The sequence below is a fragment of the Pseudomonas sp. W2Jun17 genome, assembly GCF_023127795.1.
Lineage (GTDB): Bacteria > Pseudomonadota > Gammaproteobacteria > Pseudomonadales > Pseudomonadaceae > Aquipseudomonas > Aquipseudomonas synxantha_A.
Map to the genome: position 1 here is coordinate 258,009 of NZ_SPKO01000025.1, position 26,281 is coordinate 284,289.

Below are 26,281 nucleotides of genomic sequence, written 5' to 3' on the forward strand. Positions count from 1 at the left end.
GCCCTCGTGCCCACAGTTGAAATGGAACGTCGCCAGGTGGTGGTGATCGGTGCCGGGCCATCCGGTGCCATTGCGGCCGCGCTGCTAAAGCGCAAAGGGCATGATGTATTGATCATCGAACGCGAGCATTTCCCGCGTTTTTCGATTGGCGAAAGCCTGCTGTCGCACTGCATAGACTTCATCGAAGAAGCCGGGATGCTGGACGCTGTGCAAGCGGCGGGCTTCCAGGTAAAAACCGGCGCCGCGTTCGCCTGGGGCGAGCGCTACAGTGCGTTTGACTTTGGCGACACCTTCAGCAACGGCAAGCCCACCACCTTCCAGGTGCAGCGCGGCGAGTTCGACAGGTTGCTGGCCGATCAGGCGGCGCTGCAAGGTGTGGAAATCCGCTATGGCCAAAGCATTGTCGGTGTGGATTTCTCCGGCGAGTGCCGCTACCTGCATGTGCGCCGACAGAACGGCAGCGAGTACCACATCAAAGCCAAGTTCGTGCTCGACGCCAGCGGCTATGGCCGCGTGCTGCCGCGCCTGCTGGACCTTGAGGCGCCCTCGAACTTCCCGCTGCGCCAGGCCGTGTTCACTCACATCGAAGACCGCATCGAACACCCAGGCTTTGATCGCAGCAAAATTCTGGTCACCACCCACCCGACCCAGCGCGACATCTGGTTCTGGACCATCCCGTTCAGCAACGGCCGTTGCTCGGTGGGCGTGGTTGCGGCCAAAGAGCATTTCGATGGCCGCGACAGCGACCTTGACGCCTGCCTACGCAGCTTTGTCGATGAAACGCCAAGCCTGACCGCCGTGCTGCAAAACGCCGTCTGGGACACCCCGGCACGCAGCATCGGCGGCTATTCGGCCAACGTCAAAAGCCTGCACGGCCCAGGCTTTGCGCTACTGGGCAATGCGGCGGAATTTCTCGACCCGGTGTTCTCGTCCGGCGTGACCATCGCCATGCGGTCGGCCAGCATGGCCGCCGCTGTGCTGCACCGTCAGCTCAACGGCGAGACCGTGGACTGGCAAAGCGAATTCGCCGAACCCTTGAAGCGCGGTGTCGATACCTTCCGCTGCTACGTCGAAGGCTGGTATGCCGGTACGTTCCAGGATGTGATTTTCCATCCTGGCAGCTCACCGGAGATTCGCCGCATGATCAGTTCGATCCTGGCCGGTTACGCCTGGGATGAGCGCAACCCGTTTGTCAGCGAGCCTAAACGGCGATTGCGGATGTTGTCGGATATTTGTGCGAGTGAAGCGGTATGAGCAGTCCTGCCGTTGAAAAAAACTACCTGAGCAAAAATTATGTCGAGGAAACCAGGTTCGGCTTCTGGTTCCTGCGCAGCCACACCTGGCAGCATCACGTATTGCGCGTGGCGATCAACGACCTGCGCAGCCTGTTCAGCGAGCCGCTGCCGGTGGCCCCGGTGTTGCTGGACGCCGGTTGTGGCCAGGGTAAGTCCTTCCGGTTGCTGCAGCAGGTGTTTGCGCCTTCACGCCTGATCGGCCTGGATGCCGACCCCCACAGTCTGGAGCTGAGCCGTGAAGAGGCTGCGCGCCAGGGCCTGGCTGTCGAGCTGATCGGCAGTGACTGCGCCACCCTCGATGTACCGGACGCCAGCGTCGATATCGTGTTTTGCCACCAGACCTTTCACCATTTGGTCGAGCAACATCGCGCGCTCAAGGAGTTCTACCGGGTACTCAAACCGGGCGGCTATCTGCTGTTTGCCGAATCCACCGAAGCCTATATCGACACCTGGGTGATTCGCTGGTTGTTCCGCCACCCGATGCATGTGCAAAAAAGCGCCGAAGAGTACTTGGAGATGCTGCGCGAGCAAGGCTTTGAATTCGACTCGCAGAATGTCTCGTACCCCTACCTGTGGTGGAGCCGCTCCAGCGACTTCGGCCTGCTGGAGCGCTGGGGCCTGCGCAAGGCGCCGCCGGTGGGCCAGCGCGAGGAAACCCTGGTCAACTGCGTAGCGCGCAAACCTTTGGAGAACGCCGCCTCATGATGCGCCTGCTGTTAATGGGTTGCCTGTTGCTGCTCAGTGCCTGCGCCAGCCAGGCACCGCTGCCGGAAAAAATCCCGGCGCTGGCCTTGCCGATGCAACTGCATGTGCAGCGCCTGGCGGACGGGCAGCGCCAGGACTGGCTGCTGGTGATCCAGCGCGAAGGCCACGCGATTCGCTGGTCGATGATGGACCCCTTGGGCATTCCCCTGGCCCGGCAAAAACTGCTCGATGGGCAGTGGCAGGCCGACGGCTTGCTGCCACCCAATCCCCAGGCGCGGGAGCTGTTTGCCGCGCTGCTGTTTGCCCTGACCCCGGCCGGTGACGTGCCGGCGTTGTATCCACGCGCCCAGGCCATGGACCTGACGCGCACGCTGCCGGGCCATTGGCAAATCATCTATCAGTCTTCCGAGGTGTTCAGCGTGAACATGGCCGGCCAGCCGTTGAGTTATCGCATCACCCCGCTGGGTATCAGCCGATGACCGCTTACCTCAATGCCCTCGGTGTGATCTGCGCCCTTGGCCGCGGCCAGGCCGAAGTCAGCCGCAACCTGTTTGCCGGTGACTGCTCAGGGATGCGCGCCGAAAGCGGCTGGGTGCCGGAGCGCGTGGTGCCGGTGGCTGCCGTCCAGGGCGAACTGGTGCCTCTGCCGGTGGAACTGGCTCAACAAAGCAGCCGCAATAACCAGTTGTTGCTGGAAGCGGCGTTGCAGATTGAAGATGAGATCCGTCAGGCCATTCAAACCTATGGCCCAGGGCGAGTCGGCGTGGTGCTTGGCACCAGCACCTCGGGCATCGACGAAGCCAGCCGTGGCATTGCTCATTACCTGCGCGACAAGCAGTTCCCTGCCGACTACGACTACCAGCAACAGGAACTCAGCGCCCCGGCAAACTTCCTCGCCGACTGGCTGCAATTGAGCGGCCCGGCCTATGTGATTTCCACCGCCTGCACCTCAAGCGCCCGTGCCTTGATGAGCGCCCAGCGCCTGCTGAACCTTGGGGTATGCGATGCGGTGATCTGTGGCGGCGTGGACAGCCTGTGCAAGCTGACCCTGAACGGATTTACCTCGCTGGAGGCGGTATCCAGCGAGCGCTGTAACCCGTTCTCGGTGAACCGCAACGGCATCAATATCGGTGAGGCGGCGGTACTGTTCCTGATGAGCCGCGAGCCGGCACCGATCGCCTTGCTGGGCAGCGGTGCCAGTTGCGACGCTCACCATATCTCCGCGCCCGAGCCCAGCGGCAAGGGCGCGTTGCAGGCGATGCGCAAGGCCCTGGCCAGCGCAAAGCTGGCTCCCGAACAGATCGGCTACCTGAACCTGCACGGCACCGCTACCCAACACAACGACGCCATGGAAAGCCTGGCGGTTGCCAGCCTGTTCCCCGGCGGTGTGGCCTGTTCGTCGACCAAGCCCATGACCGGCCACACCCTTGGCGCCGCCGGAGCGCTGGAAGCGGCGTTCTGCTGGCTGAGCCTGGCTCAGGGCCAGCTGCCGCCTCACGTGTGGGATGGCCACGCCGACCCGGCGCTGCCGCCCTTGCAATGGACGCACAGCGGCGACACCTTGAAAAAAACCTGCCTGATGAGCAACTCGTTTGCCTTCGGCGGTAATAACGTCAGCCTGATAATCGCAGAGGCCCCATGATCGATTGGCCACTTGCCGAGCTGCTACCCCACGCGGGCGACATGATCCTGATCGACCAGGTGCTGTCGTTCGATGATGAGCAGATCCGCACCCGCGTCACCGTCAAGCCCGACGGCCTGTTCAACCGCCCTGACGGTAGCCTGCCGGCCTGGGTCGGCCTGGAATTGATGGCGCAAAGCGTCGCCGCTTATGCCGGCTGCCATGCACGCCAGCAAGGCCGCGCGGTGGAACTGGGCTTCCTGTTGGGTACACGCAAGTTCGAGTGCAATGTCGAGTACTTCCCGGCAGGCGCCGAGCTGAATATCCACGGCCTGCGCTCCCTGGAAGACGACAACGGCATGGGTGTGTTCGAATGCCACCTCACCGGTAAGGGTATCCAGGCCAGTGCGCGCCTGAACGTATTTCGACCGCCCCAGGCGGCCAACTATTTAGATGAATCGAAGGACCCAACGTCATGACTGAATCCGTACTGGTCACCGGCTCCAGCCGTGGCATCGGCCGCGCCATTGCCCTGCGCCTGGCCCAGGCCGGCCATGACATCGTGCTGCATTGCCGCAGTGGCCGCGCCGAAGCCGACACCGTGCAGGTCGAGATCGAGGCCCTGGGTCGCAAGGCGCGGGTGCTGCAATTCGACGTGTCCGACCGCGCCAGTTGCAAGGCCATCCTTGAAGCCGACGTGGAGCAACATGGCGCCTACTACGGCGTGGTGCTCAATGCCGGCCTGACCCGCGACGGCGCCTTCCCTGCCCTGTCGGAAGACGACTGGGACGTGGTGATGCGCACCAATCTCGATGGTTTCTACAACGTGCTGCACCCAGTGATGATGCCGATGATTCGACGTCGCGCCGCTGGGCGTATCGTGTGCATCACCTCGGTGTCCGGGTTGATCGGCAACCGCGGCCAGGTCAACTACAGTGCTTCAAAAGCCGGCCTGATCGGCGCAGCCAAGGCGCTGGCGATCGAACTGGGCAAACGCAAGATCACCGTCAACTGCGTGGCGCCGGGGTTGATCGACACGGCGATGCTGGATGAAAACGTCCCCGTCGAAGAACTGATGAAAATGATCCCGGCACAGCGCATGGGCACGCCGGAAGAAGTGGCTGGCGCGGTAAATTTCCTGATGTCGGCCGAAGCGGGCTATATCACACGCCAGGTGCTGGCCGTGAACGGAGGCTTGTGCTGATGAAGCGCGTCGTTGTCACCGGCATGGCCGGCGTGACGTCCCTGGGCAGCGATTGGGACACCATCGCCGCCAACTTTCGCGCCAACCGCAGCGGTATCCGGCGCATGGATGAATGGGACCGCTTTACCGAATTGAACACGCGCCTGGCCGGGCCGATTGATGAATTTGTGGTGCCTGCGCACTGGACCCGCAAGCAATTGCGCAGCATGGGCCGTGTCTCGCGCCTGGCGGTGTGGGCAGCGGAGCAGGCACTGCAGGATGCCGGCTTGCTCGGTGACCCGTCGATCAAGGACGGGCGCATGGGCGTGGCCTGTGGCTCGTCCACCGGCAGCACCGATGAGATCAAGGCGTTCGGCAATATGCTGCTCAATTCCGTGGCCGAGGGGCTAAACGCCAACTCCTATGTGCGGATGATGCCGCACACCACCGCGGCGAATATCAGCATTTTCTTTGGCCTCACCGGGCGCTTGATCCCCACGTCCAGCGCCTGCACCAGCGGTAGCCAGGGCATCGGCTATGCCTATGAAGCGATCAAGTTCGGGCGCCTGCCCTTGATGCTCGCCGGTGGCGCCGAAGAACTGTGTCCCACCGAAGCCATGGTGTTCGATGCACTCTACGCCACCAGCCTGAAAAACGATGCGCCGCAAACCAGTCCGCGCCCCTACGACAGCGGCCGTGATGGCCTGGTGATTGGGGAAGGCGCCGGCATCCTGGTACTGGAAGAGTTGGAACACGCGTTGGCGCGGGGCGCGCATATTCACGCTGAGCTGGTTGGCTTTGGCAGCAATGCCGACGGCCAGCACACCACCCGCCCGGAACAGAAAACCATGCGCCGTGCCATGGAACTGGCACTGGAAGACGCTGGGCTTGCACCTTCTGCCATCGGCTATGTGAACGGCCACGGCACCGCCACCGACCAAGGTGACATCGCCGAAACCCTGGCCACCAGCAGCCTGTTCGGCAGCCGTATGCCGATCAGCTCGCAGAAGAGTTTCCTCGGCCACACCCTGGGTGCCTGCGGCGCGCTGGAGTCGTGGTTCAGCATCGAGATGATGAACCGCGACCACTACGTGCACACCTTCAACCTGGATTCGGTCGACCCGCAATGCGGCGAGCTCGATTACCTGCAAGGGGGCTTTCGCCAGATGCACAACGACTACGTGATGAACAACAATTTTGCCTTCGGCGGCGTCAACACCTCGCTGATCTTCCGCCGCTGGGCCTGACTTTTTAATCGATTGGAGAAAACGGAATGTCTTCCCTGCTACGCGCTACCCTGATCACCCTGGCCCTGTTGACCACTGCCGGCTGCACCAGCAAACCAGTGCTCAACACCCAGCACGAACTGCCGGCCACGACCCAGGTCAGCGAAGAAAAAATGAAACAGGTGATCGTCGCTGCCCTGCAAAAACGTGAGTGGACAGTACAACGCCTGAGCCCGCAACTGGTGCAGGCCGAGATCACCGTGCGCGGCCAGTTCTATGCAGCAATCGATATCCGCTACACCCGCAACAGCTACGCCATCACCTACCGCGACAGCCGCGACCTGGGCTACAAGGACGGCAAGATCCATCGCAATTACAACCGTTGGGTGAGCATGCTGGACCGGGATATTCTGGCGGGGATACGCTCGGCCGGGATGCAGTAAGGCCAAATGTGGGAGGGGGCTTGCTCCCGATAGCAGTGTGTCAGTGTCAGTCTCAGTCTCTCTAACTGAACCACCGCTATCGGGAGCAAGCCCCCTCCCACATGAGATATGCCATGTTCTCAAGGGCGTTATTCAGATGCCCTGTGCGTCAACAACTCCACAAACCCCTTAGCCATCGGCGTTTGCACGCCCTTGCGCTGCACCAGCCACACCGCTGTCATCGCCTCCGGGTCCAGCAAGGTGCGATAGACCACCCCATCAATGCGGATACGCTGGTAAGACGCCGGCAACACCGACACGCCCAACCCCGCCGCCACCAGGCCGATGATGGTCATCGCCTCCCCCGCTTCCTGGGCAAAATGCGGGCTGAACCCGGCGTCGCGGGCCAGGTTGAGCAGTTGGGCATACAGGCCGCTGCCGTAGGTGCGTGGGAAAAATACAAAGGGTTCCTGCGCCAACTGCGCCAGGTGCAGGCCGCGCTCGCTGCCTTCCACCAACGGATGGCCGGCGCTCAATACGGCAACCAGCGGCTCGCGCATCAACTCGACCACGCTCAGCGAATCAGGCAACGGCAAAGGCCGCATCAGCCCGACCTGGATCGACTCATCCACCAATGACTCGGCCACCTCCGTGCTGCTCATCTCCTGCAGATTGAGGTGCACTGCCGGGAAAGCCTGGCGAAACGCAAAGATCGCCTGGGGAATACTGGAATTGAACGGCGCGGAAGATGTGAAGCCGATCTTCAACTCCCCGAGCTCTCCTAATTGCGCTCTGCGCGCCACGTCTGCCGCCTTGTCGACCTGGGCCAGCACCAGCCGCGCCTCTTGCAGGAACAGGCGCCCGGCCTCGCTCAGCTCGACCCGACGATTGGTACGCTCAAATAACCGCGCCCCCACCTCTTGCTCCAGTGCCTGGATCTGCTGGCTCAAGGGCGGTTGCGATATGCCCAGCACCTGCGCGGCGCGGCCAAAGTGCAGTTCTTCAGCGACGGCGATGAAGTACCGCAGGTGACGTAATTCCATGCACACCTCATTAGGTCGTAGAACCTATCAAACAGGTCGAACAATATATTGGAAAGAATCATTAGCCAGCTATATTCTTTTTCGTATTGTCAGTCCTGGCAGACTTTCCTCCCCGAGGTCCCCCGTGAATCCTGCTGTTGCTCCACTTGCCCAACACACCCCGCCCTCAGCCCTCGATGACGTGGTGGCGCAGCTTAATGACGAGTACATCGAAAAAGGCACGCCGATGTTCATGCGCACGGTGTTGGCGCTGTTCTCCGGCGGGTTTGCCACCTTCGCCCTGCTGTATTGCGTACAGCCGATGATGCCGGCGCTGTCCCATGAATTTTCCATCAATGCGGCGCAAAGCAGCCTGATTCTTTCGGTCGCGACCGCGATGCTTGCCTGCGGCCTGCTAATCACCGGGCCGATTTCCGACCGGCTGGGGCGCAAGCCGGTGATGGTCGCCGCGTTGTTCTGTGCGGCGCTGGCTACCATCGCCAGCGGTCTGATGCCGACCTGGGAGGGGATTCTGCTGATGCGGGCGCTGGTGGGCCTGTCCCTGAGCGGCCTGGCTGCCGTGGCGATGACCTACCTCAGCGAAGAGATCCACCCGCAGCACATCGGCCTGGCCATGGGCCTGTACATCGGCGGCAATGCGATTGGCGGCATGAGCGGCCGACTGATCATCGGCGTATTGATCGACTTCGTCAGCTGGCACACCGCAATGCTGATCATCGGCGCCCTGGCGTTGATCGCCGCCACGGTGTTCTGGAAGATCCTCCCCGAATCGCGCAACTTCCGCGCCAGCAGCCTCAAGCCGCGCAGCCTGGTGGACGGCTTCGTCATGCACTTCAAGGACGCCGGCCTGCCGTGGCTGTTCCTTGAAGCCTTCCTGCTGATGGGCGCCTTCGTGACGATGTTCAACTACATCGGCTATCGCCTGCTGGCCTCACCCTATGAGCTGAGCCAGGCGGTGGTTGGCCTGTTGTCAGTGGTGTACCTGTCGGGCATCTACAGCTCGGCCAAGATCGGCTCCCTGGCCGACCGCCTCGGCCGCCGCCGAGTGCTGTGGGGCACCATCGTGCTGATGCTCGCCGGCATGGCCCTGACGCTGTTCACCCCGCTGTGGCTGGTGGTGCCGGGCATGTTGATCTTCACTTTCGGCTTCTTCGGCGCCCACTCGGTGGCCAGCAGCTGGATCGGCCGCCGTGCGGTGAAAGCCAAGGGGCAGGCGTCGTCGCTTTACCTGTTCTGCTATTACGTGGGATCGAGTATTGCCGGGACGGCAGGCGGGTTCTTCTGGCATTTTGCCGGGTGGAACGGGATTGGCGGATTCATTATCGCGCTACTGATCGGCGCGTTGCTGGTGGCGTTGAAGCTGGCGAAGTTGCCGCCGTTGGGGCATGTGGAAACCTGAGGCTACTTGCTTTATGTGGGAGCTGGCTTGCCTGCGATGGCGGCGGTGAATTCAACACCGCCATCGCAGGCAAGCCAGCTCCCACATTTTGTTCTGCGTTTTACTCGTGGTATTGCGCCGACAGTTCGTGCACTGCACGCAGGAACGCGCCGGCATGCTCCGGGTTCACTTCCGGGGTGATGCCGTGGCCGAGGTTGAACACGTGGCCACTGCCTTTGCCGTAGCTAGCGAGGATGCGCCCGACTTCCGTGCGGATCGCTTCCGGCTTGGCGTACAGCACAGTGGGGTCCATGTTGCCTTGCAGCGCAACCTGGTTGCCAACGCGACGGCGGGCTTCGCCGATATCGCAGGTCCAGTCCAGGCCCAATGCATCGGCGCCAGCATCGGCGATGCTTTCCAGCCACAGGCCGCCGCCCTTGGTGAACAGGATGACCGGAACCTTGCGACCTTCGTGTTCGCGGATCAGGCCGCTGACGATCTTGCGCATGTAGGCCAGGGAGAATTCCTGGTACGCCGCCGCCGACAGGTTGCCGCCCCAGGTATCGAAGATCTGCACCGCTTGCGCACCGGCCATGATCTGGCCGTTGAGGTAGGAGGTCACCGACTGTGCCAGCTTGTCCAGCAACAGGTGCATGGCTTGCGGGTTGTCGTAGAGCATGGCCTTGGTCTTGCGGAAGTCTTTCGACGAACCGCCTTCGACCATATAGGTGGCCAGCGTCCACGGGCTGCCAGAGAAGCCAATCAGCGGCACGCGACCGTTGAGCTCGCGGCGGATGGTGCTGACCGCGTCCATCACATAGCCGAGGTCTTTGTGCGGATCAGGAATCGGCAGGGCTTCGATATCGGCCAGGGTGCTGACGACCTTCCTGAAACGCGGGCCTTCGCCGGTCTCGAAGTACAGGCCCTGGCCCATGGCGTCGGGGATGGTAAGGATATCGGAGAAGAGAATGGCCGCATCCAGTTGTGGGTAGCGGTCCAGCGGCTGCATCGTGACTTCGCAGGCGAACGCAGGATTCATGCACAGGCTCATGAAGTCGCCGGCGTGGGCGCGACTGGCGCGGTATTCCGGCAGGTAGCGACCGGCTTGACGCATCATCCACACGGGGGTGACGTCTACAGGTTGCTTGAGCAGGGCACGAAGGAAACGGTCGTTCTTGAGGGCAGTCATGTCGGCATCCGCAAAAAAAGTGCGGGCATTTTCTCAGAGCGCGACGCAAAAGGCACGGCAAGAGCGGAGCCTTTTGTCTATCGGGTCAATTTGTCGCAATGACTGGCAACACAAACCTCAATGTGAAATGAGGTTTGTGTGGGAGCTGGCTTGCCTGCGATAGCATCAACTGGGTCTGGCTGACAGACCGAGTTGCCTGCATCGCAGGCAAGCCAGCTCCCACATTTGATCGCATTTCAGACTGAAATTTGATCAGACCTGCAGGTAGTCCAGGATCCCTTCGGCGGCATTGCGGCCTTCGAAGATCGCCGTCACTACCAGGTCAGAGCCGCGCACCATATCGCCACCGGCGAAGATTTTCGGGTTGCTGGTCTGGTGCTTGTACTGGCCTTGCTCCGGGGCTACCACGCGGCCCTGGCTGTCGGTCTGGATTTCGAACTGCTCGAACCAGGGCGCCGGGCTTGGACGGAAACCGAAAGCGATGACCACGGCGTCAGCCGGGATGATTTCTTCGGAACCCGGGATCGGCTCGGGGCTGCGACGGCCTCGGGCATCCGGTTCGCCGAGACGGGTCTCGACCACCTTCACGCCTTCGACGCGGTCTTCACCGACGATCGCAATCGGCTGGCGGTTGTAGAGGAATTTCACGCCTTCTTCCTTGGCGTTCTTCACCTCTTTGCGCGAGCCGGGCATGTTGGCTTCGTCGCGACGATACGCACAGGTGACCGACTTGGCGCCCTGGCGGATCGAGGTACGGTTGCAGTCCATCGCGGTGTCGCCACCGCCCAGCACCACGACCTTCTTGCCTTTCATGTCGACGAAATCTTCCGGCGACTTTTCAAAGCCCAGGTTGCGGTTGACGTTGGCGATCAGGAAGTCGAGCGCGTCATACACGCCCGGCAAGTCCTCACCGGCAAAGCCGCCCTTCATATAGGTGTAGGTGCCCATGCCCATGAACACCGCATCGTATTCGGCGAGCAGTTGCTCCATGGTGATGTCTTTGCCGATCTCGGTATTGAGGCGGAACTCGATACCCATGCCGGTGAACACTTCACGACGGTGACTCAGTACGGTTTTTTCCAGCTTGAACTCGGGAATACCGAAAGTCAGCAGACCACCGATCTCCGGGTTCTTGTCGAACACCACCGGGGTCACGCCACCACGCACCAACACGTCGGCACACCCCAGGCCCGCCGGGCCCGCGCCGATGATCGCGACACGCTTGCCGGTCGGTTTGACCTTGGACATATCCGGGCGCCAGCCCATGGCGAACGCGGTGTCGGTGATGTACTTCTCCACCGAACCGATGGTCACTGCGCCGAAGCCGTCGTTGAGGGTGCAGGCACCTTCACATAGACGGTCTTGCGGGCACACCCGGCCGCAGACTTCCGGCAGGGTGTTGGTCTGGTGCGACAGCTCGGCGGCGGCGAGAATGTTGCCCTCGGCCACCAGTTTGAGCCAGTTGGGAATGAAGTTGTGCACCGGGCACTTCCATTCGCAATACGGGTTACCGCACCCCAGGCAGCGGTGGGCCTGATCGGCCGAGTGCTGGGGCTTGAAGGGTTCGTAGATTTCCACGAACTCTTTCTTGCGTTGACGCAACAGTTTCTTCTTCGGATCTTTGCGCCCGACATCGATGAACTGGAAGTCGTTATTCAGACGTTCAGCCATGTTAAAACCTCATCAAACTGTTCAGGCGCATATCACTGCGGGTTGGCACGGATGCTGGAAAGCAACGATTTCAGGTTGGCAGCCTTGGGCTTGACCAGCCAGAAACGACGCAGGTAATCATCGAGGTTTTCGGCGAGATTGCGACCCCATTCACTGCCGGTCTCCTCGACATACTCGTCCAGCACGTGCTGCAAGTGGTTCCGGTAGGATTCCATGGCTTCACCGCTGATCCGCTGGATCTCGACCAACTCGTGGTTGACCTTGTCGACGAAGGTGTTGTCCTGGTCGAGCACGTAGGCGAAACCGCCGGTCATGCCCGAACCGAAGTTGTAACCGGTCTTGCCCAGTACCGCGACAAAGCCCCCGGTCATGTACTCGCAGCAGTGATCGCCAGTGCCTTCCACCACGGTGTGGGCACCGGAGTTACGCACGGCGAAGCGCTCACCGGCAGTACCCGCGGCAAACAGCTTGCCACCCGTGGCGCCGTACAAGCAGGTGTTGCCGATGATGGCACTGTCCTGGGTCTTGTACACGCTACCGGCTGGCGGGACGATAACCAGCTTGCCGCCGGTCATGCCTTTGCCCACGTAGTCGTTGGCATCGCCTTCCAGATACATGTGCAGGCCACCGGCGTTCCACACACCGAAACTCTGGCCCGCAGTGCCCTTGAAGCGGAAGGTGATCGGCGCTTTCGCCATGCCCTGGTTGCCGTGCTTGCGCGCGATTTCACCGGAGATGCGAGCACCGATGGAACGGTCGCAGTTGCAGATATCCAGGGCGAATTCGCCACCGCTGGCATCGCTGATCGAGGAGCCGGCCATTTCGACCATTTTCTCGGCCAGCAGGCCTTTGTCGAACGGCGGGTTGCGGTCCACTTGGCAGAATTGTGGCTTGTCTGCGGGGGTGTGATCGCTGCCCAACAGCGGTGTCAGGTCCAAATGCTGTTGCTTGGCGGTCTGGCCTTCGAGGATGTCCAACAGGTCGGTGCGACCAATCAGCTCTTCCAGCGAACGCACGCCCAGCTTGGCCAGCCACTCACGGGTTTCTTCGGCGACGTAGGTGAAGAAATTCACCACCATGTCGACGGTGCCGATGTAGTGGTCCTTGCGCAGTTTTTCGTTCTGAGTCGCCACGCCAGTAGCGCAGTTGTTCAGGTGGCAGATACGCAGGTATTTGCAGCCCAGCGCGATCATGGGCGCAGTGCCGAAGCCGAAACTCTCGGCGCCGAGGATCGCGGCCTTGATCACGTCGAGGCCGGTTTTCAGGCCACCGTCGGTCTGTACCCGCACCTTGCCGCGCAGGTCGTTGCCGCGCAGGGTCTGGTGGGTTTCGGCCAGGCCGAGCTCCCACGGCGCACCGGCGTACTTGATCGAGGTCAGCGGCGAAGCACCGGTGCCGCCGTCGTAGCCGGAGATGGTGATCAGGTCGGCATAGGCCTTGGCCACGCCAGCGGCGATGGTGCCGACGCCCGCTTCTGCGACCAGTTTTACCGAGACCAGGGCCTGCGGGTTGACTTGTTTGAGGTCGAAAATCAGCTGCGACAAATCTTCAATCGAGTAGATGTCGTGGTGCGGCGGCGGCGAGATCAGGGTCACGCCCGGCACTGCATAACGCAGCTTGGCGATCAGGCCGTTGACCTTGCCGCCTGGCAATTGCCCGCCCTCACCCGGTTTGGCGCCTTGGGCAACCTTGATCTGCAGCACTTCGGCGTTGACCAGGTACTCCGGGGTCACACCGAAACGGCCGGTTGCCACCTGCTTGATTTTCGAGCTTTTGAGCGTGCCATAACGCGCCGGGTCTTCGCCGCCTTCGCCGGAGTTGGAACGCGCACCCAGGCGGTTCATGGCTTCGGCCAGGGCTTCGTGAGCCTCAGGCGACAAGGCGCCCAGGGAAATACCGGCGGAGTCGAAGCGCTTGAGGATCGATTCCAGTGGCTCGACTTCGGCGATATCCATCGGCGTGTCCAGGGTCTTCACCTTGAACAGATCGCGGATCATCGACACCGGGCGGTTATCCACCAGGCTCGTGTATTCCTTGAACTTGGCGTAGTCGCCCTGCTGCACGGCGGCTTGCAGGGTACTGACCACGTCCGGGTTGTAGGCGTGGTATTCGCCACCGTGCACGAACTTGAGCAGGCCGCCTTGCTGGATCGGCTTGCGCGCGCTCCAGGCTTCGGCTGCCAGGGCTTTCTGCTCGGCTTCGATATCGACGAAACGTGCGCCCTTGATACGGCTCGGCACGCCACGGAAACTCAGCTCGCAGACTTCTTCGGACAGGCCGATGGCTTCGAACAATTGCGCACCGCGGTAGGAGGTGACGGTGGAGATGCCCATCTTCGACAGGATCTTCAGCAGGCCCTTGGTGATGCCCTTGCGGTAGTTCTTGAACACCTCGTAGAGGTCGCCCAACACTTCACCGGTACGGATCAGGTCGCCGAGTACTTCATACGCCAGGAACGGGTACACCGCCGAGGCGCCGAAGCCGATCAGCACCGCGAAGTGGTGCGGGTCACGGGCAGTGGCGGTTTCCACCAGAATGTTGGAATCGCAGCGCAGGCCTTTTTCGGTCAGGCGGTGGTGCACCGCGCCGGTCGCCAGGGACGCGTGGATCGGCAACTTGCCCGGCGCGATATGGCGGTCGGTCAGTACGATCTGAGTGCGGCCGGCGCGCACAGCTTCTTCAGCCTGGTCGGCGACGTTGCGCACAGCGGCTTCAAGGCCGAGGCTCTCGTCGTAGTTCAGGTCGATGATCTGGCGGTCGAAGCCTGGACGCTCCAGGGTCATCAGCGAGCGCCACTTGGCCGGGGAAACGACCGGCGAGCTGAGGATCACACGGGAGGCGTGCTCAGGCGATTCCTGGAAGATATTGCGCTCGGCACCGAGGCACACTTCCAGGGACATCACGATGGCTTCGCGCAGCGGGTCGATCGGTGGGTTGGTCACCTGGGCGAACTGCTGGCGGAAGTAGTCGTACGGCGTGCGCACACGCTGGGACAGCACAGCCATCGGCGTATCGTCGCCCATGGAGCCTACGGCTTCGTAGCCTTGCTCGCCGAGCGGGCGCAGCACCTGATCACGTTCTTCGAACGTGACCTGATACATCTTCATGTATTGCTTGAGCTGGTCGATGTCGTAGAAAGCCGAACCGTGGTCATTGTCTTCCATGGTCGCCTGGATGCGCAGGGCGTTCTTGCGCAGCCATTGCTTGTACGGGTGACGCGACTTCAGACGGTTGTCGATGGCGTCGGTGTCGAGGATCTGCCCGGTTTCGGTGTCCACGGCCAGGATCTGGCCAGGACCGACACGGCCTTTGGCGATCACGTCTTCAGGCTTGTAGTCCCACACGCCGATTTCCGACGCCAGGGTGATAAAGCCGTTGGTGGTGGTGACCCAGCGCGCCGGGCGCAAGCCGTTACGGTCGAGCAGGCACACCGCGTAGCGGCCGTCGGTCATGACCACGCCGGCCGGGCCGTCCCACGGCTCCATGTGCATCGAGTTGTATTCGTAGAACGCCCGCAGGTCCGGGTCCATGGTCTCGACGTTCTGCCACGCAGGCGGAATGATCATGCGCACGCCACGGAACAGGTCGATGCCACCGGTGACCATCAGCTCAAGCATGTTGTCCATGCTGGAGGAGTCGGAACCCACGCGGTTGACCAGCGGGCCGAGCTCTTCGAGGTCCATCAAATCGTTGGCGAACTTGGTGCGACGGGCCACGGCCCAGTTGCGGTTGCCGGTGATGGTGTTGATCTCGCCGTTGTGGGCGAGGAAGCGGAATGGCTGGGCCAGCGGCCATTTCGGCAGGGTGTTGGTGGAGAAGCGCTGGTGGAACACGCAGATCGCGGTTTGCAGGCGCTCGTCGCTCAGGTCTGGATAAAAGGCGGTGAGATCCGCCGGCATCATCAGGCCTTTATAAATGATGGTCTTGTGGGAAAAGCTGCAGATGTAATGGTCAGTGTCGGCGGCGTTGAGCACCGACGAACGACGACGGGACGTGAACAGCTTGATCGCCATGTCCTGGTCACTCAGGCCGTCACCCGCGATGAACACTTGTTCGATCTGCGGCAGGCGCTCCAGGGCCAGGCGGCCGAGCACGCTGGTGTCGATTGGCACTTTGCGCCAGCCGACCAGTTGCAGGCCGGCAGCAACGATCTCGCGGTTCATGTTCTCGCGAGCGGCTTCGGCTTTTACCGGGTCCTGGTTGAAAAACACCATGCCCACGGCGTACTGCTTGGGCAGGTCGGCCGCAAAATGCTCTTTGGCGACAGCGCGCAGGAACTGGTCGGGCTTTTGAATCAGCAAGCCGCAACCGTCACCGGTCTTGCCGTCGGCGTTGATCCCACCGCGGTGGGTCATGCAGGTCAGGGCCTCGATGGCCGTTTGCAAAAGGGTATGACTGGGCTCGCCCTGCATGTGGGCTATCAGGCCGAAACCGCAGTTATCCTTGAATTCATCGGGTTGGTACAGACCTGCTTTCATAGACACTTTCTCACCAGGCTGCCTCTTATATCGAGGCAAATTTCTTTTCAATTCAACCGGTTACCTTCCACGCCGAACGTACGCCGGCTTAGCGGGGGCAAAAGGGAGGTCATTGTACATACCGACACAGACGCTCACAAATTTAGCGACGAAATGTCGCAAATCTATGTCGCATTTATGAAAGGTTTAAAGCGATATGCTGTGCTAGTCAAAACTTTTTTAATTCTGACCGCTACGACTCAAAAGCTACTGTGGCGCAGACACCACAAAGCGCGCGGTCCTTGCGGGGGACTGCACGCCTTGCGATTGTTTTTTGAGGTGCCGGGAGGGCGGCCTGGGTAAGGCCGCCGGATCTTCAGCGAGTTGCTGCCAGTTCTTGTTGAACGCTGGCAACAGTGCGAGGCCAAGGTTTACCAGCCTGAACCTTCGCTGGCAAGGCCTTGATGGCAGAATCGGCTGCGGCGCGGCTTGGGAAGCTGCCGTAGGTGATCACGTAGAGAGGCTTGCCGTTGAGCACTTTCTTGAAATAACGGTACTGGCCGCCCTGCTCCTTGACGAACGCCTGGGCGTTGGCCTCAGAGCTGGTGCCGAGGATCTGCACCACGAAATTGCCGGTAGGCTGGCTGCTGTACCAGCTGCTGCCAGCGGCGCCGGCCTTGGCCACGGTAGCGGCAGGTTTTTCAGCAGGCTTAGTCGCGGGGGCCGGTGCCGGCTTGGCAACTGGTGCTGCGGGCTTGGCTGTCGCTACTGTCGGCGCCGGGGTCGGCTTGGCAACTGGCGCAACCGGTGCGGCAGGCGCTACTGGGGTTGCTGGCGTGCCGGCCGGTACGCCCGCTGGTGGCGCGGTGGTGGTCACGGTCGGCGGCGTGGCGCTGGAGCCTTCCACCGGCACGCCGTCGTCGCCTTCGGAGATGCCACCGGCTTCTTCAGCCAGCGGGCCGCGCATTACAGGCTGGCCGACCATAGGCAGATTGGTTGGTTGGCCGGAGTTGGCGAATTCGACATTTGGCGTGGGCTTGCCCAGTGGCAACTGCGCCTGCTCAGTTGGCGCGCCGGTTGTTGTCGGTGCCTTATTGCGACCCGGGATCAACCAGGCGGCGGCTACAGCGACCACGACAACGGCGGAAATAGCCAATACGTGCTTCTTAGGCATAGTGAACCCCATCTTTGGACGCTTGACCGCAGAGCGGCTGGCAATCATGGCTTCGATCATTGCATCGCGGGCAACCTGGTTGATGTTTCCAGGCCATCCATCGGAGCTTTCGTGAATATCAGAGATCTGCGCAGCGGAGAAAAGTTCGATACCGGCCCCTGCACCCTCGAGGCGCTGAGCCAGGTATTCGCGGGTTTCTTCCTCTTCGTACGGCTGCAATTCGATGACGTGGAACAGCTCTTGCTCACCGCTGATCTGCTCCAGATCGGCGATCAACGACGACTCGCCAAACAGGAACACATGCGGGCGGCCTTCCGGCGTGCCCGCGGCCAGCGCCAACAGCGCTTCCAGCGCGGATTCGTCAAGCTGCTCGGCGTCGTCGACCAGCAGGTAGACTTCCTGGCCGGTCAGGCCCAGTTGCACCACCTGTTTGAGAATCGCGTTCGGCTCGGCGTTGGATACGTCCAGGGCCTGCGCAACCTGGCGCAGTACACCCGCTGCGTCACCGGCGCCACGGGCCGATACCACCACGCTCTGCACCGATTGCTTGTTGGTGCTGGCGACCAGCGCCTGGCGCAGCAAGGTCTTGCCACTGCCCAACGGTCCCGTGACCACCAGCAGCAACTGGCTGTAGCGCGCCAGATGATGCAGTTGCCCCAATACCGGCTTACGCTGCGCAGGGAAGAATTTGAAACCAGGCACCCGTGGAGCAAAAGGGTCATGGCTCAAGTGATAATGGCCGAGGAACGCCTCGTCGGCATGCAAACTAGTCATCGGGATCTTATTAACCTTTAAGCTGGGCCAGGGCGCGGTAATCCGCTCCCAGCGTGGCCTGTAAAATCTCTTTCGGATAATCGTCGGTCACCACCGCCTCGCCCATGTGGCGCAGCAGTACCAGTCGCAGTCGACCGTCGATCACTTTCTTGTCTATTGCCATATGTTCGAGAAAATCTGCCTCGGTCATCTCTGTGGGAGGGATGACCGGTAAGCCGGCGCGCTGGAACAGGCGGATACCGCGATCACGCTCCTGGGCGGTGATCCAGCCCAGGCGTTGCGACATCTCCAACGCCATCACCGTGCCAGCCGCTACGGCTTCCCCATGCAGCCACACACCATAGCCCATGTGCGTTTCGATCGCATGGCCGAAGGTGTGGCCCAGGTTCAGGGTAGCGCGCACGCCGGACTCCCGTTCGTCGGCATTGACCACCAGCGCCTTGGCGGCGCAGGAGCGGGAAATCGCTTCGGTCAAGGCCACCTGGTCGAGTGCGCGCAAGGCATCTACATGTTCTTCAAGCCAGCTCAGGAAGGGCTCGTCACAGATCAGCCCGTACTTGATGACTTCCGCCAGGCCCGCCGACAACTCACGCGGTGGCAGTGTGTTGAGGGTAGCGGTGTCGATCAGCACGGCCTGTGGCTGGTAGAACGCACCGACCATGTTCTTGCCCAGCGGGTGATTGATACCGGTTTTGCCGCCCACCGAAGAATCGACCTGGGACAACAGGGTGGTCGGCACCTGGATAAAGTCCACGCCACGCTGGTAGCAGGCTGCAGCAAAACCGGCCATGTCGCCGATCACACCGCCGCCCAGGGCAACCACGGTGGTTCGACGGTCATGGCGCGCAGTCAGCAGGCCATCAAAGATCAGTTGCAGGGTTTCCCAGTTCTTGTGGGCTTCGCCGTCGGGCAACACCACGGAAATCACCGAATACGCCGCAAGGCTGCGGCTCAAACGCTCAAGATACAGGGGCGCAACCGTTTCGTTGGAGATGATCGCCACCTGCCGACCGGCAATATGCGGCGCGAGCAGTTCGGGCTGGTCCAACAGACCTTCGCCAATGTGGATCGGGTAGCTGCGCTCGCCTAGATCGACCTTAAGTGTCTGCATGTTTCCCCGCGTTGAAGATGTATTGACGACCGGCAATGTCGCAATCCGACATCACCTGATGGCTCTACGCCACACCTCACAAGGTTATGGCGCGCCGCCGAGAATAGCGCATTTCGGGCCAGGCTTTAACGGGGTGGCAACCGCTGCAGGCACTCCAGAATATCGAGCACCACCATCCGAGGGGGTCGCTCATCGGTTTCCACCACCAGATCGGCGATTTCCCGATACAGCGGATCGCGCAGCGCCAGCAGGTCCCGCAGGGTTTTTTCCGGGTTGGCGGTGCGCAGCAACGGGCGATTGCGATCGCGGGCGGTGCGGCCCACCTGCTGCTCGACCGAGGCATGCAAATACACTACCCGACCACCGGCATACAGCGCTCGACGGTTTTCGTCGCGCATGACGGCGCCACCGCCGGTCGCCAATACCACGCCATCGCAGCCACACAGCTCGGCAATCATCGCCTGCTCGCGGTCACGAAAGCCCAGCTCGCCTTCTTTATCGAAGATCCATGGGATATTGGCACCCGTGCGCAATTCAATTTCCTTGTCGGAATCTTTGAACGGCAGGCGCAGCTCTTTGGCCAGCAAACGGCCGATGGTGCTCTTTCCAGCCCCCATCGGCCCTACAAGAATCAAATTTCGCACAGAATCAACGACTCACAGCAATCGCCTGGTTATTCATGATACGCGGAGTCAGGAATACCAGCAGCTCGGATTTTTTCTCCGCCAGCACATCGCGCCGGAAAAGGCGGCCAAGATACGGCACATCGCCCAAAAATGGCACTTTATCTACCACTTTGCTTTGGGTATTGGAGAAAACCCCACCGATGACGATGGTCTCGCCATCCCTGACCAGCACCTTGGCGTTGACCTCGTTTTTCTTGATCGGCGGTACATCATTGAGCCTGTTCAAGTAATCGGGCTCATCCTTGGTGACCTTGACCGCCATGATCACGTGGTCGTCGGGGGTGATTTGCGGCGTGACCTCCAGCGAAAGCGAAGCCTCCTTGAACGACACCGAGGTAGCGCCCTGGGAGGTGGACTCTTGATAGGGAATTTCGGTGCCCTTGAGGATGCGTGCCGTCTCCTTGTCGGACGTGACCACCTTGGGCTGCGAGACGATTTCGCCGTTGCCGGTTTTCTCCATGGCTGTCAGCTCAAGGTCCAGCAGTAGATTGCCGGTGATGTAGGCCACGCCCAGACCCGAGGTGCCGGTCAGCGAACCCAAGTCGACAAACGGGGAGCTGGGCGGGTTTTGCGGCGGTTCGGCGCCGTCTGCCACGGGCTTGGAAATACCTCCGACACTTCCCCTGCCATGACTGAGCCGCCCACCCCAGCGCACGCCCAGGCTTTTGTCGTAGTCGACATTGGCCTCGACAATTCGCGCCTCGATCATCACTTGGCGGACGGGAATATCCAGTTGCGCCACGATACGCCGCAGCTCTTCGAGCCGTTCGCCGGTCTGGTAGGCGATGATGTTGTTGGTGCGATCATCCACCGCCACCGAGCCGCGCTCATCCGTGGAGCCTTCAAAACCTGTGACCGACTGAAACAGCTTGGCCAGGTCCGCCGCCTTGGCATAGTTGACCTGCAGCAGCTCCCGACGCAGCGGTGCCAGTTCCGCCATCTGCTTGCGCGACTCCAGCGCCAGCAGTTCGCGAGCGGCCAACTCATCCGCAGGTGCCACCAGCAACACACCGGCTTTCACGCGCTTATCCAGACCTTTGGTTTGCAGCACCAGATCCAGCGCCTGATCCCAAGGCACATCCTTGAGCCGCAGGGTAATTGAGCCCTGCACTTCATCACTGGTCACCAGGTTGAGCCCGGCGACATCGGCGATTTGCTGCAAGACCGCCCGCAGGTCGATGTCCTGGAAATTCAGGTTCAGCCGGGTGCCTGTATAGCTGACCGACGCTGCACTGTCGGGCGGCGGCAGGTGGATCAGGTCCAGGCGATTGGGCACAGCAGCAGCCATCGGTGCCGTGAACGCTATCCATAGCGCCACACCGAAGGACGAGAAAGTCCTTTTCATTGTTTGATTCCGTTATGAGTTGACGTTCAACACAAGGGTTCGCGGGCGTTCGAGCCAGCCGCCCTGTTCATCGGGAAACCGTTCGACCAAGTGGATAGACCCCTCTTGAATGGCCGTGACCTGGCCATGATCCGGCCCCAGGTAATCACCAATCGTCAGCCGGTGCACCCTGGCTCCGGCACGCAGCAGGGCAAAAGCCTGCGCCCCCAACGACAGCGTGCCGACCATTTTGAACTGATCGATGTTCATGCCTTCCAGCAGCCCCCGTGGCCGAGCGAGATCCGGCGCAAGGGCCGGTCGCCCCGGCACGCGAGTTACTTGCAAACCGGGCGGCTGAAACGGGTCGCGCACAAACGATGGGGTGTAGACCAATGGCTGGGCCGGGTCGAACGCTTCGCGGGCCTTGGCGCTTTGCGTGGTACGCCGATAGGTCTTTGCCAGCATGTTCAGACGCAGCAAGGCGCCGTCATGCCCCAGTGCAACATCCTGCACGGTGACGACGCGCGGTAACCCACCCAGGGCGCCGACGAATGCTGCCAAGTCGTGGTAGCCCCCGGTGACGCCGATTTGCATGGGTTGCTCGATATAGAGCTGACGAGGCTCTTCATCCAACACCGTGATGCCCTCGACCCATACTCCATTGGCAATCGCCAATCGGGCGATATCTTCAAGCAAGGCCGGCACCTCTGACTGGCCGGGCAATTGACGTAGAAGGCCTGTGACCTTGTCCTCCATTGCCCTGAACTGATCGGTGCGCGCCTCAAGGCTGGAGGCCAGTTCAGCTTTTTCCGCCAACTGCTGCTGTAGCGTTTGCTCCCGCGCCTCAAACCCGTGCAATCGCTCACGTGACGAGCTCAGGTAGGTAACCTCTCCTATCAGCAGCACCAGGCCGGCCAGCCCACAGCCAAGCAGGACCTTGCCAGGCAAGGGCCATTTAGCAGCGTTGTAGAAGAGCGTGGGAAAATCGAGCCTGGGCAGGCTCATGGTTGCGCCTCGCTGGATTCCCCCTGGCGCACCATCAGTTGAAACTCACTTTCGCCGCGCGCTCCATCAGCCTGCACGCGCTGCAGACGAGTCGAACTGGAGCCCTGGGATGACTGCTTGAGCTGCTGCATCAACCGGGCAATGTCCTGGTTGCTTTCAGCCGTGCCGCGAATGCTGATGGTGTCACCGTTTGCGACCACCTCATGCAGATGGACACCTTCAGGCATTGCACGAGCCAATTGCTCGAACAATCGAGCGCCGGAAGAGCGGGCATCGTGCAGGTCCTGCACCACCTTCATGCGTTCGGCCAGTTGCTGGCTTCGTTCCTGCAGGTCGTCGATGGTCCTGATCCGCGAATCCTGGGTAGCCACCTCCTCACCCAAGCGGCTATTGCGGCTCACTTGCCGATCTATCGCCTGGTCGATCACCTGGTCAGCCAGCCACACGGCCGCCAGCGCCAGGCAGGCAAATGCCAGCAATAGCACCATGAAATACCTGCGCTTGCGCTCTGCCAGCGCCTGACGCCAAGGCAAAAGATTGATTCGTGTCATCCAGCGAAACTCCTCAGGGCCAACCCGCAAGCCACTCCCATCCCTTGGGCATCCACGGCCCATTGTGCACCATCGACTCGATGACCCGGCGTGAAGCTGGCAAAATCCTGACGGCAAGCGCGCTCCAATGCAAACCCTTCGACATCGACCACCCGCGGCACCAGCCCCGCCAGGGCTAAAACCGCCACTCGCGCCTGGACCTGCTCGCGCAGACAGGCCGCCAACATGACGTCAACCCACTGCGGCCCTTGGGCCGATGGACCCTGGACCTGAAAGTCGATCGCCACCTCATCCAATGGATAAGGAATGAACTGGTCGGCTTCCATGTGGATCTTCCAGGCCATTTCTTCGTCGCGCAGGCCCGCATCCATCTCGATCAACCGCGTGATCACCGAAGGGCCCGCCACTGCCACAGCGGCGTGTCGAGCCGAAGTGCGCAGGCAGGATAACGCTTGTTGCAAGGCTCGCCCCACGCCCTCGACGTCCAGCAAGGCGCCATCGACGACCGCATGGGCGGGCAGCGCCTGGGTGGCATAGCCCTGGACACTGAAACCACCCGATGAACGGCCCAGCTCGATCAGCTTGATACCGCTGTCATTGATGTCGACACCCAAGACGATGTCGGCTTTTCGCCTGAAAAATCCCTTTCCCATAAAACTCCCCAAAACTTTCCCTGTCATACCGGCTGTCATCTCGCTTGATTGCTGCCAGGCACCCTGCATTCGGTCGGCTTGTTCGAGGCACGCGAATGACGCCCCAAGCTGAAAAATGCTTTAATGCCCAGCGTTTTTTCCCGCTTTTTTATCTGCTGCCCGGGTCGATCCATCGTTTGCCATGCATCCCCGACGCGTAACTCATTCTTTTCTCTGGAAATCCAAAAGCCTTGATTCGTCTGCTGAAGTTTTTCGGGTACTCCATTGTCGCGATCGTCTGCGGGCTGCTGCTCGTACTCAGCGGGGCCTACCTCTACCTTAGTCCGGGTTTGCCCTCCGTAGAGGCCCTCAGAAGTATCCAGTTGCAGATTCCTTTGCGGGTCTACAGCAGCGACGAAAAACTGATCGCGGAGTTCGGCGAAATGCGCCGCACACCGATCCGTTTCGCCGACATTCCACCCAATTTCATCAGTGCATTGCTGTCGGCAGAAGACGACAATTTTGCCAACCACTACGGCGTCGACCCCAGCAGCCTGGTGCGTGCGGCCACGCAGTTGGTAAAGAGCGGACACATTCAATCCGGCGGCAGCACCATCACCATGCAGGTGGCGAAGAACTTCTTCCTCACCAGCGAGCGCAGTTTTTCGCGTAAAGCCACCGAGATCCTGCTGGCGCTACAGATTGAACGCCAACTGACCAAGGACGAAATCCTCGAGCTGTACGTCAACAAGATCTACCTGGGCAATCGCGCCTACGGCATTGAGGCCGCCTCCCAGGTCTACTATGGCAAATCGATTCGTGACGCCAGCCTGGCGCAGATGGCCATGATCGCCGGCCTGCCCAAGGCGCCGTCGCGCTTCAACCCGCTGGCCAACCCGGCGCGCAGTAAAGAACGTCGCGACTGGATCCTGGGGCGCATGTACAAGCTGGGCAAGATCGACCAGGCCGCTTATGAAAGCGCCGTGGCCGAGCCGCTGAACGCCAGCTATCACGTGCCGACGCCGGAAGTGAATGCACCGTACATCGCCGAAATGGCCCGCGCCGAAATGGTTGGCCGTTATGGCAGCGATGCCTACACCGAAGGCTTTCGCGTGACCACGACGGTTCCGAGCAACTTGCAGGAAATCGCCAACCACTCCGTACACGAAGGCTTGATCACCTATGATCAACGTCACGGCTACCGCGGCCCCGAGTCGCGCCTGCCGGGCAAGACCCTGAGTGCCTGGACCACCGAACTGGGCAAACAGCGCTCGATCAGCGGCCTGGAGCCGGCCATCGTCACCGAGGTGACCAAAGACGGCATTCAAGTGCTGACCCGCGCCGGTGAAGCCCACGTGGCGTGGGACAGCATGAAATGGGCGCGCCCGTTCCTGAACACCAACAGCATGGGGCCGATGCCCAAGCAGCCGTCCGACGTGGCCAAGGTGGGTGATTTGATCCGCGTGCAACGCCAGAAGGATGACAGCCTCAAGTTCAGCCAGGTGCCGGTCGCCCAAGGCGCCCTGGTATCCCTCGATCCGCAGAACGGCGCAATCCGCGCACTTGTCGGCGGTTTCGCCTTTGAGCAGAGCAACTACAACCGTGCGATACAGGCCAAGCGCCAGCCGGGTTCAAGTTTCAAGCCATTCGTCTACAGCGCCGCACTGGACAACGGCTACACCGCCGCCAGCCTGGTCAACGACGCACCGATCGTGTTTGTCGATGAATACCTGGACAAGGTCTGGCGGCCGAAGAACGACACCAACACCTTCCTCGGCCCGATCCGCATTCGCGAGGCGTTGTACAAGTCTCGCAACCTGGTATCAATCCGCCTGCTGCAGGCCATGGGCGTAGGCAAGACCATCGACTACATGACGCGCTTCGGCTTCGCCAAGTCGGACTTGCCGCCCAACCTGTCCCTGGCGCTGGGTACCGCAACCCTTACGCCGATGGAAATCGCCACTGGCTGGAGCACCTTTGCCAACGGCGGCTACAAGATTGCGCCGTACCTGATCGACAAGATCGAAAGCCGCAACGGCGACACCCTGTTCACCGCCAACCCACCACGGGTACCCGGTGATGTGGTCAATGGTGTGGCGGCAACCGATGGTCTCGCAGCACCAGGCAACGGCGGCATTACCATCGAGCCCACGCCAGGCACAGCGCCGGACGCAAACGCTCCCGCAACGACCGAGCCGCAAGCGCCAGCGGTTGCCGAGCGCATCGTGGATGGACGCACCACCTATATCCTCAACAGCATCCTGCAGGACGTGATCAAGAAGGGCACCGGCCGCCGCGCACTGGCCCTGGGCCGTGCGGATATCGCGGGTAAAACCGGTACCACCAACGAGTCCAAGGATGCCTGGTTCTCCGGCTACAACGGCGACTACGTGACCACGGTATGGACTGGCTACGACCAGCCGGAAAGCCTGGGCCGCCGTGAGTTTGGCGGCACCGTCGCACTGCCGATCTGGATGAGCTACATGGGCGCCGCGCTCAAGGACAAGCCGCTGCACACCCAGCCTGAACCGGAAGGCATCCTCAGCCTGCGCATCGACCCGGTGAGTGGACGTGCGGCGTCGCCGAGTACGCCGAATGCGTACTTCGAGCTGTTCAAGAGCGAAGACACGCCGCCGTCAGTTAACGAGTTGGGCAATGGCGTGGTGCCGGGCAGCCCGCTACCGGCGGATGAAGGCGCGCCGATCGATTTGTTCTGACCCGATCCAAGACGCAACATAGATCCAAATGTGGGAGGGGGCTTGCTCCCGATGGCGGACTGTCAGTCAATGAATATGGCGACTGATACACCGCCATCGGGAGCAAGCCCCCTCCCA

Annotated in this window: 21 protein-coding genes; 10 read left to right on the top strand and 11 right to left on the bottom strand. The window is 61.4% G+C overall.

Features of this window, described 5'->3' with window-relative positions; translation table 11 throughout:
- The first annotated feature begins 6 nt into the window (after nt 1-6).
- Genes E4O98_RS14735 through E4O98_RS14770 form a run of 8 tightly spaced genes read left to right on the top strand, consistent with a single transcriptional unit; the run spans nt 7 to nt 6,473 of the window.
- Nucleotides 7-1,254, top strand: coding sequence for an NAD(P)/FAD-dependent oxidoreductase (locus tag E4O98_RS14735; protein ID WP_248135625.1), 1,248 nt, complete (start codon nt 7-9; stop codon nt 1,252-1,254).
- Nucleotides 1,251-2,000, top strand: a complete 750-nt coding sequence (locus E4O98_RS14740) for a class I SAM-dependent methyltransferase (RefSeq protein ID WP_078820101.1) — start codon at nt 1,251-1,253, stop codon at nt 1,998-2,000. The genes E4O98_RS14735 and E4O98_RS14740 overlap by 4 nt, the downstream gene beginning before the upstream one ends.
- Nucleotides 1,997-2,479: a DUF3261 domain-containing protein gene (locus E4O98_RS14745; RefSeq protein ID WP_032878294.1), complete on the top strand. Its 483-nt coding sequence runs from the start codon at nt 1,997-1,999 to the stop codon at nt 2,477-2,479. The genes E4O98_RS14740 and E4O98_RS14745 overlap by 4 nt, the downstream gene beginning before the upstream one ends.
- Entirely contained in the window at nt 2,476-3,642 is a 1,167-nt protein-coding gene (locus E4O98_RS14750; protein ID WP_248135626.1) for a beta-ketoacyl-[acyl-carrier-protein] synthase family protein, read from the top strand. The genes E4O98_RS14745 and E4O98_RS14750 overlap by 4 nt, the downstream gene beginning before the upstream one ends.
- Nucleotides 3,639-4,100 (top strand): hotdog family protein, encoded by a 462-nt coding sequence (locus tag E4O98_RS14755; protein WP_078820098.1) that lies wholly within the window; start codon nt 3,639-3,641, stop codon nt 4,098-4,100. Before E4O98_RS14750 ends, E4O98_RS14755 begins: the two co-directional genes overlap by 4 nt.
- A complete protein-coding gene (fabG, locus tag E4O98_RS14760; protein WP_032878297.1) occupies nt 4,097-4,825 on the top strand; it encodes a 3-oxoacyl-ACP reductase FabG in 729 nt (242 codons plus the stop codon). The genes E4O98_RS14755 and fabG overlap by 4 nt, the downstream gene beginning before the upstream one ends.
- Complete coding sequence (locus E4O98_RS14765; protein ID WP_223017970.1) at nt 4,825-6,051, top strand: beta-ketoacyl-ACP synthase; 1,227 nt, start codon at nt 4,825-4,827, stop codon at nt 6,049-6,051. Before fabG ends, E4O98_RS14765 begins: the two co-directional genes overlap by 1 nt.
- Before the next feature lie 26 nt (nt 6,052-6,077).
- The gene (locus E4O98_RS14770; protein ID WP_078820097.1) at nt 6,078-6,473 is read left to right on the top strand and encodes a hypothetical protein; all 396 of its coding nucleotides are present in this window, start codon (nt 6,078-6,080) and stop codon (nt 6,471-6,473) included.
- 128 nt (nt 6,474-6,601) lie between these two features.
- Here the strand turns inward: E4O98_RS14770 and E4O98_RS14775 are convergent, their stop codons facing one another.
- A complete protein-coding gene (locus E4O98_RS14775) occupies nt 6,602-7,495 on the bottom strand; it encodes a LysR family transcriptional regulator (RefSeq protein ID WP_216090630.1) in 894 nt (297 codons plus the stop codon).
- A gap of 124 nt (nt 7,496-7,619) precedes the next feature.
- On the opposite strand from E4O98_RS14775, the gene E4O98_RS14780 reads away from it, so the two are divergent.
- Nucleotides 7,620-8,894, top strand: coding sequence for an MFS transporter (locus E4O98_RS14780; RefSeq protein ID WP_228309255.1), 1,275 nt, complete (start codon nt 7,620-7,622; stop codon nt 8,892-8,894).
- A 100-nt stretch (nt 8,895-8,994) separates the two neighbouring features.
- On the opposite strand, the gene hemE is transcribed toward E4O98_RS14780, so the two are convergent.
- The 10 genes from hemE to pilM form a co-directional block, all read right to left on the bottom strand.
- On the bottom strand, nt 8,995-10,062 hold the full coding sequence (gene hemE, locus E4O98_RS14785) for a uroporphyrinogen decarboxylase (RefSeq protein WP_032878303.1): 1,068 nt from the start codon (nt 10,060-10,062) through the stop codon (nt 8,995-8,997).
- 252 nt (nt 10,063-10,314) lie between these two features.
- Nucleotides 10,315-11,733, bottom strand: a complete 1,419-nt coding sequence (locus E4O98_RS14790; RefSeq protein ID WP_003187920.1) for an FAD-dependent oxidoreductase — start codon at nt 11,731-11,733, stop codon at nt 10,315-10,317.
- 32 nt (nt 11,734-11,765) lie between these two features.
- A complete protein-coding gene (gene gltB / locus E4O98_RS14795) occupies nt 11,766-16,211 on the bottom strand; it encodes a glutamate synthase large subunit (protein ID WP_248135627.1) in 4,446 nt (1,481 codons plus the stop codon).
- 355 nt (nt 16,212-16,566) lie between these two features.
- Entirely contained in the window at nt 16,567-18,138 is a 1,572-nt protein-coding gene (locus E4O98_RS14800) for an AAA family ATPase (protein ID WP_148852995.1), read from the bottom strand.
- Between the two features lie 10 nt (nt 18,139-18,148).
- On the bottom strand, nt 18,149-19,249 hold the full coding sequence (gene aroB / locus E4O98_RS14805; protein WP_032878306.1) for a 3-dehydroquinate synthase: 1,101 nt from the start codon (nt 19,247-19,249) through the stop codon (nt 18,149-18,151).
- A 125-nt stretch (nt 19,250-19,374) separates the two neighbouring features.
- The gene (gene aroK, locus E4O98_RS14810) at nt 19,375-19,893 is read right to left on the bottom strand and encodes a shikimate kinase AroK (protein ID WP_248135628.1); all 519 of its coding nucleotides are present in this window, start codon (nt 19,891-19,893) and stop codon (nt 19,375-19,377) included.
- 4 nt (nt 19,894-19,897) lie between these two features.
- Entirely contained in the window at nt 19,898-21,223 is a 1,326-nt protein-coding gene (locus E4O98_RS14815) for a type IV pilus secretin PilQ family protein (protein WP_248135717.1), read from the bottom strand.
- 69 nt (nt 21,224-21,292) lie between these two features.
- Nucleotides 21,293-22,264: a pilus assembly protein PilP gene (locus E4O98_RS14820; RefSeq protein WP_078820090.1), complete on the bottom strand. Its 972-nt coding sequence runs from the start codon at nt 22,262-22,264 to the stop codon at nt 21,293-21,295.
- A complete protein-coding gene (locus E4O98_RS14825; RefSeq protein ID WP_005784037.1) occupies nt 22,261-22,815 on the bottom strand; it encodes a PilN domain-containing protein in 555 nt (184 codons plus the stop codon). The genes E4O98_RS14820 and E4O98_RS14825 overlap by 4 nt, the downstream gene beginning before the upstream one ends.
- Nucleotides 22,812-23,468, bottom strand: a complete 657-nt coding sequence (pilM, locus tag E4O98_RS14830; protein WP_248090477.1) for a type IV pilus assembly protein PilM — start codon at nt 23,466-23,468, stop codon at nt 22,812-22,814. Before pilM ends, E4O98_RS14825 begins: the two co-directional genes overlap by 4 nt.
- Nucleotides 23,469-23,698: 230 nt before the next feature.
- Between pilM and E4O98_RS14835 the strand changes: the two genes are divergently transcribed.
- Nucleotides 23,699-26,164, top strand: coding sequence for a penicillin-binding protein 1A (locus E4O98_RS14835; protein ID WP_148853004.1), 2,466 nt, complete (start codon nt 23,699-23,701; stop codon nt 26,162-26,164).
- Nucleotides 26,165-26,281 lie beyond the last annotated feature (117 nt).